The following is a 13,662-nucleotide window of genomic DNA, read 5'->3' on the forward strand; positions in this document are numbered from 1 at the left end:
CGTCCAGTGGGGAGAATCCTGACCCTCCTCCCCCTTGACGCGCGAAGGCCCCTGCAACACGATAGTGCATCTTTGCGTTCAACCGCCCCTTAGAGGATTCATTTCATGACCCGTTTTGCCCGCTACTCCAGCAGCACCGCCCTTGCCATTTGCCTTGGGTCCACTGCCGCATATGCCGATCTGACCGCAGCCGATGTCTGGAACAACTGGCGCGATTACATGGGGGATATGGGCTATACCGTGACAGGCACCGAGTCTGGCGCGGGCGACACCCTGACTGTGTCAGACGTGCGCATGGAAATGGATTTTTCGGCGGACGACGAAACCGTCAAAAGCGCATTGGTGATGGACAGCCTGACCTTTACCGATTTCGGTGATGGCAGCGTGTCGGTGCAGATTCCTGCGGTCAGCAAGATCACCGTCGCAGGCGAACCTGCGACTGGCGAGGCTTTTGATCTGGCCATCGACTATACGCAATCCGGCTTTGATATGGTTGTGACCGGTGACCCCGATGACATGACCTATACCTATTCCGCTGACAGCATGGGCGTAAAACTGTCCAGCCTGACAGTCGACGACACGCCCATCGGGCCGGACATTGCCCGAATTGACGTGACAATGGCCGACATGAGCGGCGTATCGCGGATTGTGCAAAGCGATCTGCGCAATGTCAGCCAGACCATGACCACAGGTCCTGTGACCTATGACATGGCGTTCACCAGCCCCGATGATGACGGGGCGGCCAAGATCACCGGCGGTCTGGAAAGCCTTTCCTTTACTGGCGGCGGCAACATTCCGGCTGTAGAAGACCCCTCGGACGTGAACGCGATGATTGATGCCGGTTTCGGTTTCACTGGCGAATTCACCTATACGAACGGAACGTCGGACAGCAACTTTGATGGCCCTGATGGCGGCGGCAAGATGACCACCTCGTCGACCGGTGGCGCATTGGCGGTCTCCATGTCGGGCGACGGGCTGTCCTATTCCGGCTCGCAATCCGGCCTGATTATTCAGGCGCTGATGACGCAAATGCCGATCCCGATTGATCTGAACATGGAAAACATGGCCTTTGGCATGATGATGCCGGTCAAAAAATCCGACGACGAGCAGGACTTTGGCCTGAAGCTGGCGCTGGAAGGGTTCACCATGTCGGACGTTCTGTGGGGCATGTTCGACCCGCAAGGGCAATTGCCGCGTGATCCGGCCACCATCGCCATCGACCTGGCGGGCAAGGCCAAATTGCTGGTCAACTTCCTGGACCCCAAGGTTGCCGCCGCGATGGAAAACTCTGACGAAGTGCCGGGCGAGCTGAACGCGCTTGAGATCAAGGACGTGACTGTCGAGGCTGCTGGTGCTGCGCTGAACGGTGCGGGTGCCTTTACCTTTGACAACACCGACATGACAACATTTGACGGCATGCCCAAGCCCACAGGCAGCATCGACCTGACACTGTCTGGCGGCAACGGTCTGCTGGACAAACTGGTGGCGATGGGCCTGTTGCCCGAAGAACAGGCGCAGGGTGCGCGAATGATGATGGCCTTGTTTGCCGTTCCCGGCGACGCACCGGATTCGCTGAAATCCAAGCTTGAGATCAACGACGCAGGTCATGTTCTGGCGAATGGCCAGCGGTTGAAGTAAATTCTCACCCAAGTTTATCGGGGGCGGTGCGCAAGTGCCGCCCCTTTTTTGTGCTGCGAATGCCAGTTCCCAACACCGGCATTGGCGATCGTTGTCTGGGGTCTGAACCCTAGGTCACCGACTCATAAGTTCGCAACCAGATCCTGATTGACGCGAGTTGTATGGATGCGAGGAAATTATCATCGCGTTTGTCATATCTTGTTGCTACCGCGCGGAAGTTTTTGAGTTTGTTGAAGAAACGCTCCACTGCGTTGCGTGCTTTGTAACGCTCGCGATCATGCGCGATGACAGGATTGCGTTGCGGCATCGAAGGGATCACGGCTTGCGCCTTCTGTTTGGCGATCAAATCACGGATCGCGTTGCTGTCATAGGCGCGATCCGCCAGCACGCTGCAGCCTTCTTTCAGTCGATCCAGCATCTGCTCTGCCGCGTGTCCATCATAGGCCTGCCCAGCCGTCAGCATGAGCCGGATCGGGCGGCCAAGCGCGTCCACCAAAGCGTGGATTTTCGTTGTCAGCCCGCCCCTTGAGCGACCCAGGCAATCGGATCGCCCCCTTTTTTAGGGCCATTTGCGCCCTGTTGGTGTACCCGGATGGAGGAGCTGTCAATCATTTGCACCTCACCCTCATATGCCTCTGATATTGCTTCAAGAATACGCGCCCAGTGGCCCGCACGCCGCCAGCGGTTGAAGCGGTTCACACAGGTCGTATGCGGCCCGTATCGGGCAGGAATGTCTGCCCAGGGCGCACCAGTCCGCAAGCGCCAGAAGATGCCGTTCAAAACCCGCCGGTCATCCACACGCGGCTTGCCGCGCACCTTCGTCGGCAGCAACGGCTGGATCACCGACCATTCAAAATCTGTCAAATCAAAACGTGCCATTCTCACCTCCACATTTGCCGGAAAGTGAATCACGTTTTCTAAAGTCTGTGAATCCCTTTTATGGGTATGTGACCTAGGGCTTCGGCGGCTGCGGCAAGCTCTCGCCGAAATCCCCCGACATCAATTCATCCAGAAACAGGCTGACGAACTGACTGCGCCCGTGCGCGCCGGATTTGGCATAAACGCTGGTCACCTGCGCTCGCACAGTGCCAGCTGCCGTCTGCCGGACACGGGCAATCTCGTCATTGTCCAGCCCTTTGCAGATCATGATGGCGATGTCGCGTTCGGCCGCTGTCAGGTTCCAGTCGTCGAACAAGCCGTCCATGACCTCGGCCAACTGTCCCTGTGCCACTTTCAACCCTGTGTCCATATCGCTCATACGGTTCAGCAAGCGGCGCAATTCGATCATCAGGAAAATCACCCCGCCCGACAGTGCAATCGCGGCAACACTTTCCGCCGCCAGCAAAGCGTGGTTCAGATGCGCGCCCTCGCGCATGTCGGTCAGCACGTCACCGATGAAAAACGCCGCGCACAGCGCCTGAAGGATGATCACCCCCGCAAGCACCGTGGCGCGTCGTTCCTTTGCCTTTGCGGGCCGCGCGGGTCGCTTCATTCCACTGCTGTTCCCTTGGGAATACGTTTGCGTCCCAATAGCATGGCGCGCACCAGATTGACACCGGATCGCCATGTGTCGAACGCCACACCGGCCACGTGCAACGCCACGGAAAGCATAAGCCAGTTGAACGCCAATTCATGCGCCTCTTTCACCCAATCAATGCCGAAGAACCGCAGCGTCGTCATCATGTAGCCGGTCACCCCCATCGCGATGACCGTCAGCCACAGGTTATACACCATCAGCGCGCCCAGCGGGTTATGTGACAGATGCACGGTACGATCCCCGGCCCGCACAGCCTTGAGATAGCGCAGCGCCCGCACCGGATTGGGTGGAAAGGCCGCGAACCGTGCGTGTCGTGGTCCGATCAAGGCCCAGACGACACGTATGCCCACCAGCCCAAGCGCCACATAGCCCACCCATTGGTGAACCATACCCTCGTCATCGGTAAAGGCACCGTTCAGCAGGATCATCAGCGCCAGCGACCAGTGGATCAGCCGGACCAGCGGGTCCCAGACGACCATGTCACGGGCGCCTTCGCGCCCGCTTTCCAGTTGCGTACCAACCGACACGGTCAGTTCTTCCAGTCAAGCTTGGTGATCGCACCGGTTTCGGGGGCCACATAGACTTCGCCCATTTTGCCGTCCTTGACGAAATAGACCTCGATGTTTCCGTCTTCCATCTCGGCTTTGCGCACATCGTAGCCCATGTCGGTCAGCGTGGTTTTCACCTCATCCATCGACTTGCCCAGCATGGTGTCGGCGGTCAGGTCGGCGGCAAAGGCAGGGGCGGCAAAGGCCATAAGGGCGATCAGAGCAATTTTACGCATGGTATCCTCATTTTCGGTTTTCAGTTTGTCAGGGACGGCAACGGGTGTTGTCGTCTTGCCCCGATCTGAGTGCGTCGGGGCGGCTGCACCATTGACCAGCGGCTTATTCCGCCTTTTTAAGCGCCTGCTTACAGCGGAAATCCGCCCCTTCTGCCCCTCTGCCCAATGCAACGACATCGCGCGCTTTTGCCGGGTCTTTTTCTGGCGCATCCGGCCCGCCCCCTTGTGCGCAGCGGGCGCGAAGGCTACCTCATGCCCAATTCAGCCGGAGAATTTCATGACCCCTTCCCTTGATGCCCTGACCGACCAATTGCTCAAAGCCGCCGCCAAAGCCGGTGCCGACGCGGCAGACGCGATGGCGGTTCAGGGCACATCGGTGTCGGTTGATGTGCGGGCCGGCGCACTGGAACATGCGGAACGGTCCGAAGGCGTGGACATCGGTCTGCGGGTCTTTGTCGGGCAGCGGGTGGCGAATGTCTCGGCCTCGGATATTTCCGAGCGGACGATTTCCGAGATGGCCGTGCGCGCGGTGGCGATGGCACGCGAAGCGCCCGAAGATGCCTATGCGGGCCTCGCCGATCCCGAACAATTGGTACAAGACTGGGACGTTGATGTACTGGAACTGGCCGATCCGTCGCCCGAACCCGACGCCGCCACGCTGGAAGACAACGCCCGCCGCGGCGAGGCCGCAGCCCTGGAACAGGACGGTATCAGCCAGGTGTCGCAAACCTCGGCGGCCTACGGAGCGCGGCAGGTGCATTTTGCCGCCAGCAACGGTTCTGCCGGTGGCTATGCGCGCACCGATCGCGGGATCAGTTGCGTGGCCATCGCGGGCACCGGCGCGGGGATGGAGCGGGATTACTCCGGCGACGGGCGCATCTTTCAGGCCGACCTGCGCAGCCCCGAAGAGATTGGCCGCGAGGCCGCCGAACGCGCCATCGCCCGCCTGAACCCGCGCAAACCGCGCACCGGCACCTATCCGGTGCTGTTTGACGAACGCGTCTCTTCGACCCTGATTGGTCACCTGTTGTCTGCCGTCAACGGTGCCGCCATCGCGCGCGGGTCGTCGTGGATGCTGGGGGCGTTGGGCGAGAAAATCCTGCCCGACGACCTGTCATTGATCGAAGACCCCCACCGCCCCCGCTGCTCGGCCTCGCGTCCCTTTGACGCCGAAGGGCTGCCGACCACCCGCCGTGCCATCGTGGACGGTGGCGTGCTGACCGGCTGGACGCTGGATCTGGCAACGGGCCGCAAGCTGGGCATGCCGTCCACCGGCAACGCCGCGCGTGGCACCTCGTCGGGTCCGTCGCCCAGCATCTGGAATGTGGAGCTGACCCAAGGCACCGCCAGCCGCGACGATCTGATCCGCGACATGGGCACCGGCCTGTTGGTCACCTCGATGATCGGCTCGACCATCAACCCCAACACCGGCGACTATTCCCGCGGCGCGGCCGGCCTGTGGGTTGAAAACGGCGAAGTCACCCATGCCGTCAACGAATGCACCATCGCGGGCAACCTGCGCGACATGCTGCGTGCCATCGTGCCCGCCAATGACGCACGCACCCACCTCAGCCGTGTTGTGCCATCACTGCTGGTGCCGGGAATGACCCTTGCCGGCAACTGATCTTCCTCTTCTGATCGACGCCGCACGCATCGCCGGCCGCATCGCCTGCAGCTATGCGGGACCGGCAACGCAGCGCTGGGACAAACCCGACGGTGCCGGTCCGGTCACCGAGGCCGATCTGGCCGTCAACGACATGCTGTCCAGCGTCTTGCGCGCGGCACGGCCCGGCTACGGCTGGCTGTCGGAAGAAACCGACGACTCGGCGGCACGGCTGGACGGCGACACCGTGTTTATTATCGACCCCATCGACGGCACCCGCAGCTTTGTCGAAGGCAGCAAGACCTGGGCGCATTCGATTGCCGTGGCGCAGGCCCGAAAGATCACCGCCGCTGTTGTCTACCTTCCGGCACTGGGCAAGCTTTATGCGGCGGCTTCAGGACAGGGCGCAACGCTGAACGATGCCCCCCTGCGTGTTTCGGGAACCGATCAGATGCAGGGCTGTTCGGTGCTGGCAACCAAACCCGCGCTGCAACCGCATCATTGGCGCGCGGGCGTTCCACCTGCGCTGAAACGCGGGCACCGACCGTCGCTGGCCTATCGGCTGGCGCTGGTTGCCGAGGGGCGCTTTGACGGTATGCTGACCCTGCGCGACAGCTGGGAATGGGACATCGCCGCCGGTGCGCTGATCGTCACTGAAGCCGGCGGCGTTATCAGCGACCGCACAGGGCTGCCCTTGCAGTTCAACAACCCGCACCCGACGCTGAACGGTATCATCGCCGCGACCCCGGCGGTGCATGCCGGCCTGCACGCCGCCCTACTGCCGCCACCTTGACCCGGCCGCACAGCCTTGCGCACAGTATAGCCAGCCAGACACCATGCCCGATCAACGGCCCGATCAAAGGACAGATACCATGACCCAACGCCTGCACCTCGTTTTCGGAGGCGAGCTTGTGACCCCGTCCGAAAACGTCTTCAAGAACGTCGATGACCTGCATATTGTCGGTATCTTTCCAAACTATGCCGCCGCTTACGACGCCTGGAAGAACGAGGCCCAGCGCACGGTCGACAACGCGCATATGCGCTATTACATCGCGCACCTCCACCGCCTGCGCGACGAGGAAAACGCCGCCACGCCCACTGAAGAACTGGGGTAACCCTCCGCTATGGCCCGCTCTCTGGGATTTGCGGCCTACCGCGCCCTGACCCGGCGCGGGCCCGCGCCAAAGCTGCCAGACTATGCGCCGCGCCCGTGGGGTGAGCTGGTGTGGCTGCACGCGGCCGAGCCGGGAAGCGAAGCGCGGGTGCGCAATCTGGCCCGCCGCCTGATTGGTGCGCGTTTTGGGCTCAGCGTGCTGCTGACCGCACCGGACGAACCCAAACCCTGTGACGAGCCTGATTTGTTGACCGCAGCACTGCCGCCGGAACACCCCGCATCGACTGCTGCCTTTGTTGCGCACTGGCGACCCGATGCGGTGGTCTGGGCATGGGGTGCGCTGCAACCCAACCTGATCGAAGCCGTGGCCAAAACCGACTGTGCCATGTTTCTGGTGGATGCAGGAGCGGACGGGTTCGACACCCGCCGCGACCGCTGGCTGACCGAAGTGCCGCGTCAGTTGCTGGCGCATTTCGATACCATTCTGGCCCGCAGCGACGCCGCCGAAGCGCGGATGAAACAGCTGGGTGTACCCGCCGCGAAAACCGATCGCACCGCGCCGCTGGTGCCGGGCGGACAGGCGCTGCCGGCCGCGCAACAGGATGTTGACGATCTGTCACAGGCTTTGTCGGGCCGCCCGGTCTGGTTTGCTGCCGGTGTCACCGCTGCCGAAATTTCAACCGTTCTGAGTGCCCACCGCCGCGCCCAGCGCCTGTCGCACCGGCTGTTGCTGATTCTGAACCCGCAGGATTCCATCGCAGATGCGCTTGCGACCAACTTGTGCGCTTTGGATGCACAGCGGGTGGTGCGCTGGTCCGAGGGCAACTATCCCGACGACAACACGTCGGTTGTGCTGGCCGACCTGCCAGACGAAGCCGGTTTGTGGTTCCGCGTCGCGCCGGTCTCGTTTCTGGGCGGATCGCTGGAAACCGGTCAGGGCGGGCAGGATCCTTTTGCCGCTGCGGCCTTGGGATCGGCTGTTCTGTATGGTCCCAGTGTGGGCAAACATCTGGATGCCTATCGCAGGCTGGCCAATGCCGGTGCTGCCCGCATTGTCAACGACGCCGACAGCCTTGGTGCGGCGGTGACCTGGCTGATTGCACCGGATCAGGCCGCCAAGATGGCGATGGCAGGCTGGGACGTGGTGACCGAAGGGGCTGAAACGATGGATCGCGTTATCAATCTGGTCAACGACAGTCTGGATGCCCGGCAGGATGGAATTAACTGATGCGCGCGCCCGACTTCTGGAACACATCACCCGACCGCCCTGCGTGGCAAGCCCGCCTGCTGGCGCCGCTGGGCCATCTCTATGCGCGCGCGACGGCCCGCAGGCTGGCCAATGGCGCGCCTGCGCGGCTGGACATTCCGGTGGTTTGCGTCGGCAACATCAACGCAGGCGGCACCGGCAAGACCCCCACAGTGATCGCGGTGGCCGAAAAGCTGCGCGACCTTTACCACACGCCACATATTGTCACGCGCGGCTATGGCGGATCGCTTGCGGGTCCGGTGCGGGTTGATCCCGCCCGACACACCGCCAAACAGGTGGGGGACGAGCCTCTGCTGCTGGCCGCCTTTGCCGAGGTCTGGGTTGCCCGCGACCGCGCCGCTGGTGGGCGTGCCGCGCAAGAGGCAGGGGCGACTGTTGTGATTCTGGATGACGGGTTGCAAAACCCTGCGCTGGCTAAGGATCTCAGCATTGTCGTGGTCGACGCCGCCACAGGCTTTGGCAATGAACGCTGCCTGCCCGCGGGGCCGCTGCGCGAACCCGTCGCCGCAGGACTGGCGCGCGCCGATATCCTGCTGAGCATCGGCGGCGCGGCGGATCAGGCCGCCTTCCAGCCAGACACTGCCTTGCCGCATATCCGCGCCGAGCTGAAACCGCTGCAAACCGGCATGGACTGGACCGACACGCCGGTCTTTGCCTTTGCCGGGATTGGCCGTCCGCAGAAGTTCTTTGATACCTTGCGTGAACTGGGCGCCACCATCGTGCACGCCGAACCGCTGGGCGATCACCAGACGCTGTCGCCCGCCCTGCTGTCACGACTGGAGTCCGACGCCCGCGCCCGTGGCGCACAACTGGTCACCACGGAAAAAGATGCCGCCCGCCTGCCTGCGGCGTTCCGGTCGCGGGTCATCACCCTGCCCGTCCGCCTGCATTTCGAAGACACCTCGGAACTCGACAACCGCCTCAAGGCGCTGCCACGGCCCTAGGGCCTAGACCCTGGCGTTCAAAGAATGCCGGAGGGTGCGCCCCCCGACACGCTCACATCAGCTTGTCGTCTTCGCCCAGCTTGGGTGCAGGCCGGTGCAGCGACAGTTCGGCGTCCGAAAATACAATCGGCGTGCGCACTCCGGGCACACCGTCCAGCTCGATCTGCATCCCGCGTGCAACGACTTGCGGATCTGCCATCACATCGGCCATATCGTTGATCGGCCCCGCAGGCACACCTTCGGCCTCGCAGGCCGCCAGCAAATCATCCCGTGCGCGTAACACAGTGGCAGCCGTCAGCTTGCGGGTCATCTCGTCACGGTTCGCAATACGGTCCGAATTTTTCAAAAATTCGGGCGCGGTTGCCATGTCTTCCAGCCCCAGCAGACGGCACAGGCGCTGATACTGGCCATCGTTGCCGGTGGCGATGATGATGTGGCCATCGGCGCAGTCGAACACCTGATAGGGCGTCAGGTTCACATGCGCGTTGCCCATGCGCCCCGGTGCCTTGCCGCTGGTCAGGTAGTTCATCGCCTGATTGGCGGTGATCGCCACCGCCACATCCAGCAGGGCCATGTCAATCTGCTGGCCCTTGCCCGTCTGGCTGCGCTGGTGCACAGCCGCCAGAATGGCGGTGGTCGCATAGACGCCGGTGAAAATATCGGTGATCGCAACGCCGGATTTCTGCGGCTGGCCGTCGGGTTCGCCGGTGATCGACATCAGGCCCGACATGCCCTGAATGATGAAATCATAGCCCGCACGATGCGCATAGGGGCCGGTCTGACCGAATCCCGTGACCGAGCAATAGATCAGCTTGGGGAACGCGTCCTTCAACGAAGCGTAATCCAGCCCGTATTTGGCCAGACCGCCCACCTTGAAGTTCTCGATCATGATATCCGCGTCTGCCAGCAAGGCTTTCAGGCGGTTCTGGCCTTCTTCGGTGCGCAGATCGACGATGATCGACGCCTTGCCCCTGTTGGTCGAGTGAAAGTACGCAGCCGACACGTCTTCATCGCGGGTGACAAAGGGCGGGCCCCATTGCCGTGTGTCGTCACCTGCGGCAGCTTCGACCTTGATGACTTCGGCCCCAAGATCCGACAGCGTCTGACCGGCCCAGGGGCCGGCCAGAACGCGTGCCAGTTCAACGACTTTCAGACCCGCGAGCGGCGCAGTCATCAGTTTGCGCCCGCTTCGTCCAGCAGTGTTTTCATCTGGTCATAGGGCATGTTGCTGTAGGTTTTGCCGTTGATCACAAAGCTGGGCGTGCCGGTGATTTCATCCTCGGTGCTGTGCACCTGGAACCATTGCACCATCTTCTTGGCCTGTGCTTCGTCCTGCATGCAGGCGTCAATGGCATCCCCGTCCATACCTGCAAGGCGACCGATTTTCTTCAGCTCGGCGGAAATGGCAACCGGATCACGCCCGCCTGCGTTCGCCCATGTCGACTGGCTTGCATACAGCAGATCGGTAATACCGAAGAACTTTTCAGGACCCGCGCAGCGCGCCATCAGCGACGCCCAAACGCCGGGGCCGTCAAAATAGACTTCGCGGTAGATAAAGTTGATCTTGCCGGTGTCGATGTAATCTTTTTTCAGCTGCTTATAGGGGCCTGCGTTGAACGCGGCACAGTGCGGGCAGGTGTAGCTGGCGTATTCGATCATGGTGACGGGCGCATCGGGGTTGCCCTGCGTCATGTCCTGAATGTCCGAAATGTCGATGCTGCTGTCGATCTCTTCTGCATTCGCGGAGCCGATCGGCGTCCCTGCCAGTTCGGTGACAGTGTTGCGGCCCATCAGATACCAGCCCGCGCCGGCAACGACCACCACCGCGACCAGAATTGCGATCAATCTTTTCATGAAACTTACCTCTTAGCGTTTTGCTTTTGTCAGTACATTGGTGCCCAGGCGTTCCAACGCAGCCCGCAGGCCCTCATCGGCCACGGGGGCGGTTGTCTCTACGGCCCTGGCTTTCAGGCTGGGGTCGATCTCTTTCGGCGCGTCCAACTTGCGATGGCCAAAGGCCACCTGCCCTTCGGCAAAGCCGGTGGGCGCGGTTTGGGTCACACGGATGCGGGCGATGGCGTTGTAGCCATAGACGCTGTTCACCTTGGCGCGCAGCTGTTCCTTTTGCATTTCCAGCATCGGAGCCTGTGCGCCGGTGGTCAGCAGTGTCAGCGTGGCCCCCATGCCACCACGGGCATAGCTGACCTCGACCGGATGTGCGATGGCGGCAATATCGTCGCCCACCACCTCGGCCCAATGGGTCAAAAGGCGCGATTGGGCGAATCCACGGCTTTCGCTGGCGGTGCGGATCCGCCCCGTGAGCAAGCTGGAGGTTCGTTTGAACCCTTTTGTGGTGGCAGGACGCCGCGCCATGACTATGTTCCCCCAAAGGTTGGCGCAGATCATAAAGGTTTGCGCGCCCACTGCCAGTGATAGCCGTTCAGGAAGGGCATAAATCTTGCGTGAACTCTCCAAAGACCTGTTGGACTGGTACGATACAAACGCCCGCGTGATGCCGTGGCGCACTGCGCCTGCTGACAAACGTGCCGGCGCGCGCCCCGACCCCTATGCGGTCTGGCTGTCCGAAGTGATGCTGCAACAGACCACCGTTGCAGCCGTCACCGACTATTTCACCCGTTTCACCACCCGCTGGCCCACCGTCGCCGATCTGGCCGCCGCCGAAGATGGCGACGTGATGGCCGAATGGGCCGGGCTGGGTTACTATGCCCGCGCCCGGAACCTGTTGAAATGCGCGCGCGCGGTTGTGACCAATCACGGTGGCCGGTTTCCCGCCGATCATGCCGCACTGCTGGCCCTGCCCGGGATCGGCCCCTATACTGCCGCTGCCATTTCGTCGATTGCCTTTGACCTGCCCCATGCGGTGCTGGACGGTAACGTCGAACGGGTGATGGCGCGGATTTATGACGAGCACACGCCGCTGCCTGCGGCCAAGCCGATCCTGATGGACCATGCCGCGGCACTGACACCGGATGCACGCCCCGGCGATTATGCCCAGGCGGTGATGGATCTGGGCGCGACCATCTGCACCCCCAGATCACCGGCCTGTGGCATCTGCCCGTGGCGCGACCCCTGCCTTGCCCGCCAGCGCGGCACCGCGCCCGATTTGCCCAAAAAGACCCCGAAAAAGGCCAAACCGGTGCGCCATGGCACCGTCTATGTCGCGCGCCGTCCCGATGGTGCCTATTTGCTGGAACGCCGCCCCGACCGTGGCTTGCTGGGCGGCATGCTGGGCTGGCCCGGATCGGATTGGGTCGATGTCAGCCTTGAACGTCCCACGGGCACGCCACCTGTCGATGCCGCTTGGTCCGAACTGCGCGGCGAAGTGCGCCACACCTTTACGCACTTTCACCTGATCCTGACCGTGATGCTGGCCGAAACCGATGCCGACCCCGACAGGGGCCGCTTTCTGACCCGGGCCGAGTTTGGCCCTTCGGACCTGCCCACCGTGATGCGCAAAGCCTTTGATCTGACACGGCAATAAGCGCGCTTTGGTTCATCCGCCCTTTGCGCTATGTTGCGTGCATACAACCCTCTCACCGAGTGTGCATCATGACACCATCCTCCTACATTCCCGCCGCCGACATGGCCAAACTGACCCGCGCCGCGCCTTACGCGATGTCCGTGTTGATGATCCCGCTGGCATGGGCCTGTGCCATCACGGGCGGCTGGACCGTGATCCTGTTGCCGGTGTTCACATGGTACCTGTTTGTCGCACTTGATTTCGCCGTGGGACTGGACCCGGACAATGCCGACCCGGACACCGACGAGGACGACCTGTTCTGGTATCGCGCCATCACCATTGCCTGGGCACCGTTGCAATTCCTCAGCCTGTTCGGGCTGATCTGGTATGTGGCCCCTGCCGACCATCTGGGGACGCTGGAAAAACTGGTGCTGTTCTTTGGCGTCGGCGCGATGACGGGCACCGTGGGCATCAACTATGCGCATGAATTAATGCACCAGAAATCCAAGCTGGAACGCTGGTGCGCCGATGTGTTGCTGGCGATGGTGTTGTATTCGCATTTCCGGTCAGAACACCTGCTGGTGCACCACCGCTATGTCGCCACCCCGCGCGACACGGTCACCGCGCGCATGGGCGAAAGCTTTTACCGCTTTTACCCCCGCGTTCTAAAACAATCGCTGATCAGCGCCTGGCGGGCGGAAAAAGACATGCTGGCCCGCAGGAATTTGCCGTGGAGCGATATGTCGAACCCGTTTTTCAAATACTGGTATCTGCAAGGCACCTTTTGCGTGCTGGCTTTTGCGCTGGGTGGCTGGGCCGGTCTGGGCCTGTTCGCGGTGCAGGCAGGTGTCGCGGTCTGGCAGCTTGAGCTGGTCAATTACATCGAACACTATGGGCTGACACGCAAACATCTGGGCGAGGGCAAGTACGAACACGTCCACCCGCGCCATTCGTGGAACGCCACCCACCGCGCGTCGAACTGGCTGTTGATCAACCTGCAACGCCATTCCGACCACCACTACAAACCCGACCGCCGCTTTCCCGTGTTGCAAAACCACACCGAGGCCGACGCGCCGCAACTGCCCTATGGCTATCCGGTGATGACAATGGCCGCGATGGTGCCGCGCGTCTGGAAACGCATCATGCACCCGCGCGTGCAGGCGTGGCGCGAGATGTATTACCCCGAAATCACCGACTGGAGCGCCTATAACAAGGCGACCAACCCAAAGCCGCGGTAACGACACCCACAGAATCAAAAAGGCCCCGCCATAAAGGCGGGGCATAGGTGAGTGCC

General features: G+C 62.1%; 14 protein-coding genes and 1 pseudogene. 8 read left to right on the forward strand and 7 right to left on the reverse strand.

Annotated elements, in window-relative coordinates:
• Nucleotides 1-105: 105 nt before the first annotated feature.
• Nucleotides 106-1,638, forward strand: a complete 1,533-nt coding sequence (locus tag DSM107133_RS17215) for a DUF2125 domain-containing protein (RefSeq protein ID WP_114294208.1) — start codon at nt 106-108, stop codon at nt 1,636-1,638.
• Nucleotides 1,639-1,747: 109 nt separating this feature from the next.
• Here the strand turns inward: DSM107133_RS17215 and DSM107133_RS17220 are convergent.
• The 4 genes and pseudogenes from DSM107133_RS17220 to DSM107133_RS17235 form a co-directional block, all read right to left on the reverse strand.
• A pseudogene (locus DSM107133_RS17220) lies at nt 1,748-2,523 on the reverse strand (IS5 family transposase).
• Between the two features lie 67 nt (nt 2,524-2,590).
• Nucleotides 2,591-3,130, reverse strand: a complete 540-nt coding sequence (locus DSM107133_RS17225; RefSeq protein WP_114292909.1) for a LuxR C-terminal-related transcriptional regulator — start codon at nt 3,128-3,130, stop codon at nt 2,591-2,593.
• Entirely contained in the window at nt 3,127-3,702 is a 576-nt protein-coding gene (locus DSM107133_RS17230) for a cytochrome b/b6 domain-containing protein (protein WP_240310478.1), read from the reverse strand. Before DSM107133_RS17230 ends, DSM107133_RS17225 begins: the two co-directional genes overlap by 4 nt.
• A 2-nt stretch (nt 3,703-3,704) precedes the next feature.
• Nucleotides 3,705-3,959, reverse strand: coding sequence for a PepSY domain-containing protein (locus tag DSM107133_RS17235; protein ID WP_162791998.1), 255 nt, complete (start codon nt 3,957-3,959; stop codon nt 3,705-3,707).
• Nucleotides 3,960-4,236: 277 nt separating this feature from the next.
• Between DSM107133_RS17235 and DSM107133_RS17240 the strand changes: the two genes are divergently transcribed.
• The 5 genes from DSM107133_RS17240 (at nt 4,237) to lpxK (ending at nt 8,887) form a co-directional block, all read left to right on the forward strand.
• Nucleotides 4,237-5,583: a metallopeptidase TldD-related protein gene (locus tag DSM107133_RS17240; protein ID WP_114292907.1), complete on the forward strand. Its 1,347-nt coding sequence runs from the start codon at nt 4,237-4,239 to the stop codon at nt 5,581-5,583.
• Nucleotides 5,570-6,355 carry a 3'(2'),5'-bisphosphate nucleotidase CysQ gene (locus tag DSM107133_RS17245; protein ID WP_114292906.1) on the forward strand — a complete coding sequence of 262 codons (786 nt, stop codon included), beginning with the start codon at nt 5,570-5,572 and terminating at the stop codon, nt 6,353-6,355. Before DSM107133_RS17240 ends, DSM107133_RS17245 begins: the two co-directional genes overlap by 14 nt.
• Nucleotides 6,356-6,434: 79 nt before the next feature.
• A complete protein-coding gene (locus tag DSM107133_RS17250) occupies nt 6,435-6,677 on the forward strand; it encodes a DUF4170 domain-containing protein (RefSeq protein ID WP_114292905.1) in 243 nt (80 codons plus the stop codon).
• A gap of 9 nt (nt 6,678-6,686) precedes the next feature.
• Complete coding sequence (locus tag DSM107133_RS17255) at nt 6,687-7,904, forward strand: glycosyltransferase N-terminal domain-containing protein (RefSeq protein ID WP_114292904.1); 1,218 nt, start codon at nt 6,687-6,689, stop codon at nt 7,902-7,904.
• The gene (lpxK, locus tag DSM107133_RS17260; protein WP_205387791.1) at nt 7,904-8,887 is read left to right on the forward strand and encodes a tetraacyldisaccharide 4'-kinase; all 984 of its coding nucleotides are present in this window, start codon (nt 7,904-7,906) and stop codon (nt 8,885-8,887) included. Before DSM107133_RS17255 ends, lpxK begins: the two co-directional genes overlap by 1 nt.
• A gap of 52 nt (nt 8,888-8,939) precedes the next feature.
• On the opposite strand, the gene DSM107133_RS17265 is transcribed toward lpxK, so the two are convergent.
• Genes DSM107133_RS17265 through DSM107133_RS17275 form a run of 3 tightly spaced genes read right to left on the reverse strand, consistent with a single transcriptional unit; the run spans nt 8,940 to nt 11,260 of the window.
• The gene (locus tag DSM107133_RS17265) at nt 8,940-10,061 is read right to left on the reverse strand and encodes a CaiB/BaiF CoA-transferase family protein (protein ID WP_114292902.1); all 1,122 of its coding nucleotides are present in this window, start codon (nt 10,059-10,061) and stop codon (nt 8,940-8,942) included.
• A complete protein-coding gene (locus DSM107133_RS17270; RefSeq protein WP_114292901.1) occupies nt 10,061-10,741 on the reverse strand; it encodes a DsbA family protein in 681 nt (226 codons plus the stop codon). Before DSM107133_RS17270 ends, DSM107133_RS17265 begins: the two co-directional genes overlap by 1 nt.
• A 12-nt stretch (nt 10,742-10,753) precedes the next feature.
• Nucleotides 10,754-11,260 (reverse strand): DciA family protein, encoded by a 507-nt coding sequence (locus DSM107133_RS17275; protein WP_114293100.1) that lies wholly within the window; start codon nt 11,258-11,260, stop codon nt 10,754-10,756.
• An 85-nt stretch (nt 11,261-11,345) separates the two neighbouring features.
• On the opposite strand from DSM107133_RS17275, the gene mutY reads away from it, so the two are divergent.
• Together mutY and DSM107133_RS17285 are read left to right on the forward strand one after the other, a co-directional pair.
• Nucleotides 11,346-12,389 (forward strand): A/G-specific adenine glycosylase, encoded by a 1,044-nt coding sequence (gene mutY, locus DSM107133_RS17280; RefSeq protein ID WP_114292900.1) that lies wholly within the window; start codon nt 11,346-11,348, stop codon nt 12,387-12,389.
• A 68-nt stretch (nt 12,390-12,457) separates the two neighbouring features.
• On the forward strand, nt 12,458-13,606 hold the full coding sequence (locus DSM107133_RS17285; protein WP_205387790.1) for an alkane 1-monooxygenase: 1,149 nt from the start codon (nt 12,458-12,460) through the stop codon (nt 13,604-13,606).
• Nucleotides 13,607-13,662 lie beyond the last annotated feature (56 nt).

The sequence above is a fragment of the Pseudosulfitobacter sp. DSM 107133 genome (assembly GCF_022788695.1).
In the GTDB taxonomy this organism is placed as follows: Bacteria; Pseudomonadota; Alphaproteobacteria; order Rhodobacterales; family Rhodobacteraceae; genus Pseudosulfitobacter.

Bases quoted from the DNA above. Each gene is read 5' to 3' on its own strand.
- DSM107133_RS17215 (WP_114294208.1), top strand. From the start codon at position 106: ATGACCCGTTTTGCCCGCTACTCCAGCAGCACCGCCCTTGCCATTTGC.
- DSM107133_RS17225 (WP_114292909.1), bottom strand. From the start codon at position 3,130: ATGAAGCGACCCGCGCGGCCCGCAAAGGCAAAGGAACGACGCGCCACG.
- DSM107133_RS17235 (WP_162791998.1), bottom strand. From the start codon at position 3,959: ATGCGTAAAATTGCTCTGATCGCCCTTATGGCCTTTGCCGCCCCTGCC.
- DSM107133_RS17240 (WP_114292907.1), top strand. From the start codon at position 4,237: ATGACCCCTTCCCTTGATGCCCTGACCGACCAATTGCTCAAAGCCGCC.
- DSM107133_RS17250 (WP_114292905.1), top strand. From the start codon at position 6,435: ATGACCCAACGCCTGCACCTCGTTTTCGGAGGCGAGCTTGTGACCCCG.
- DSM107133_RS17255 (WP_114292904.1), top strand. From the start codon at position 6,687: ATGGCCCGCTCTCTGGGATTTGCGGCCTACCGCGCCCTGACCCGGCGC.
- lpxK (WP_205387791.1), top strand. From the start codon at position 7,904: ATGCGCGCGCCCGACTTCTGGAACACATCACCCGACCGCCCTGCGTGG.
- DSM107133_RS17265 (WP_114292902.1), bottom strand. From the start codon at position 10,061: ATGACTGCGCCGCTCGCGGGTCTGAAAGTCGTTGAACTGGCACGCGTT.
- DSM107133_RS17270 (WP_114292901.1), bottom strand. From the start codon at position 10,741: ATGAAAAGATTGATCGCAATTCTGGTCGCGGTGGTGGTCGTTGCCGGC.
- DSM107133_RS17275 (WP_114293100.1), bottom strand. From the start codon at position 11,260: ATGGCGCGGCGTCCTGCCACCACAAAAGGGTTCAAACGAACCTCCAGC.
- DSM107133_RS17285 (WP_205387790.1), top strand. From the start codon at position 12,458: ATGACACCATCCTCCTACATTCCCGCCGCCGACATGGCCAAACTGACC.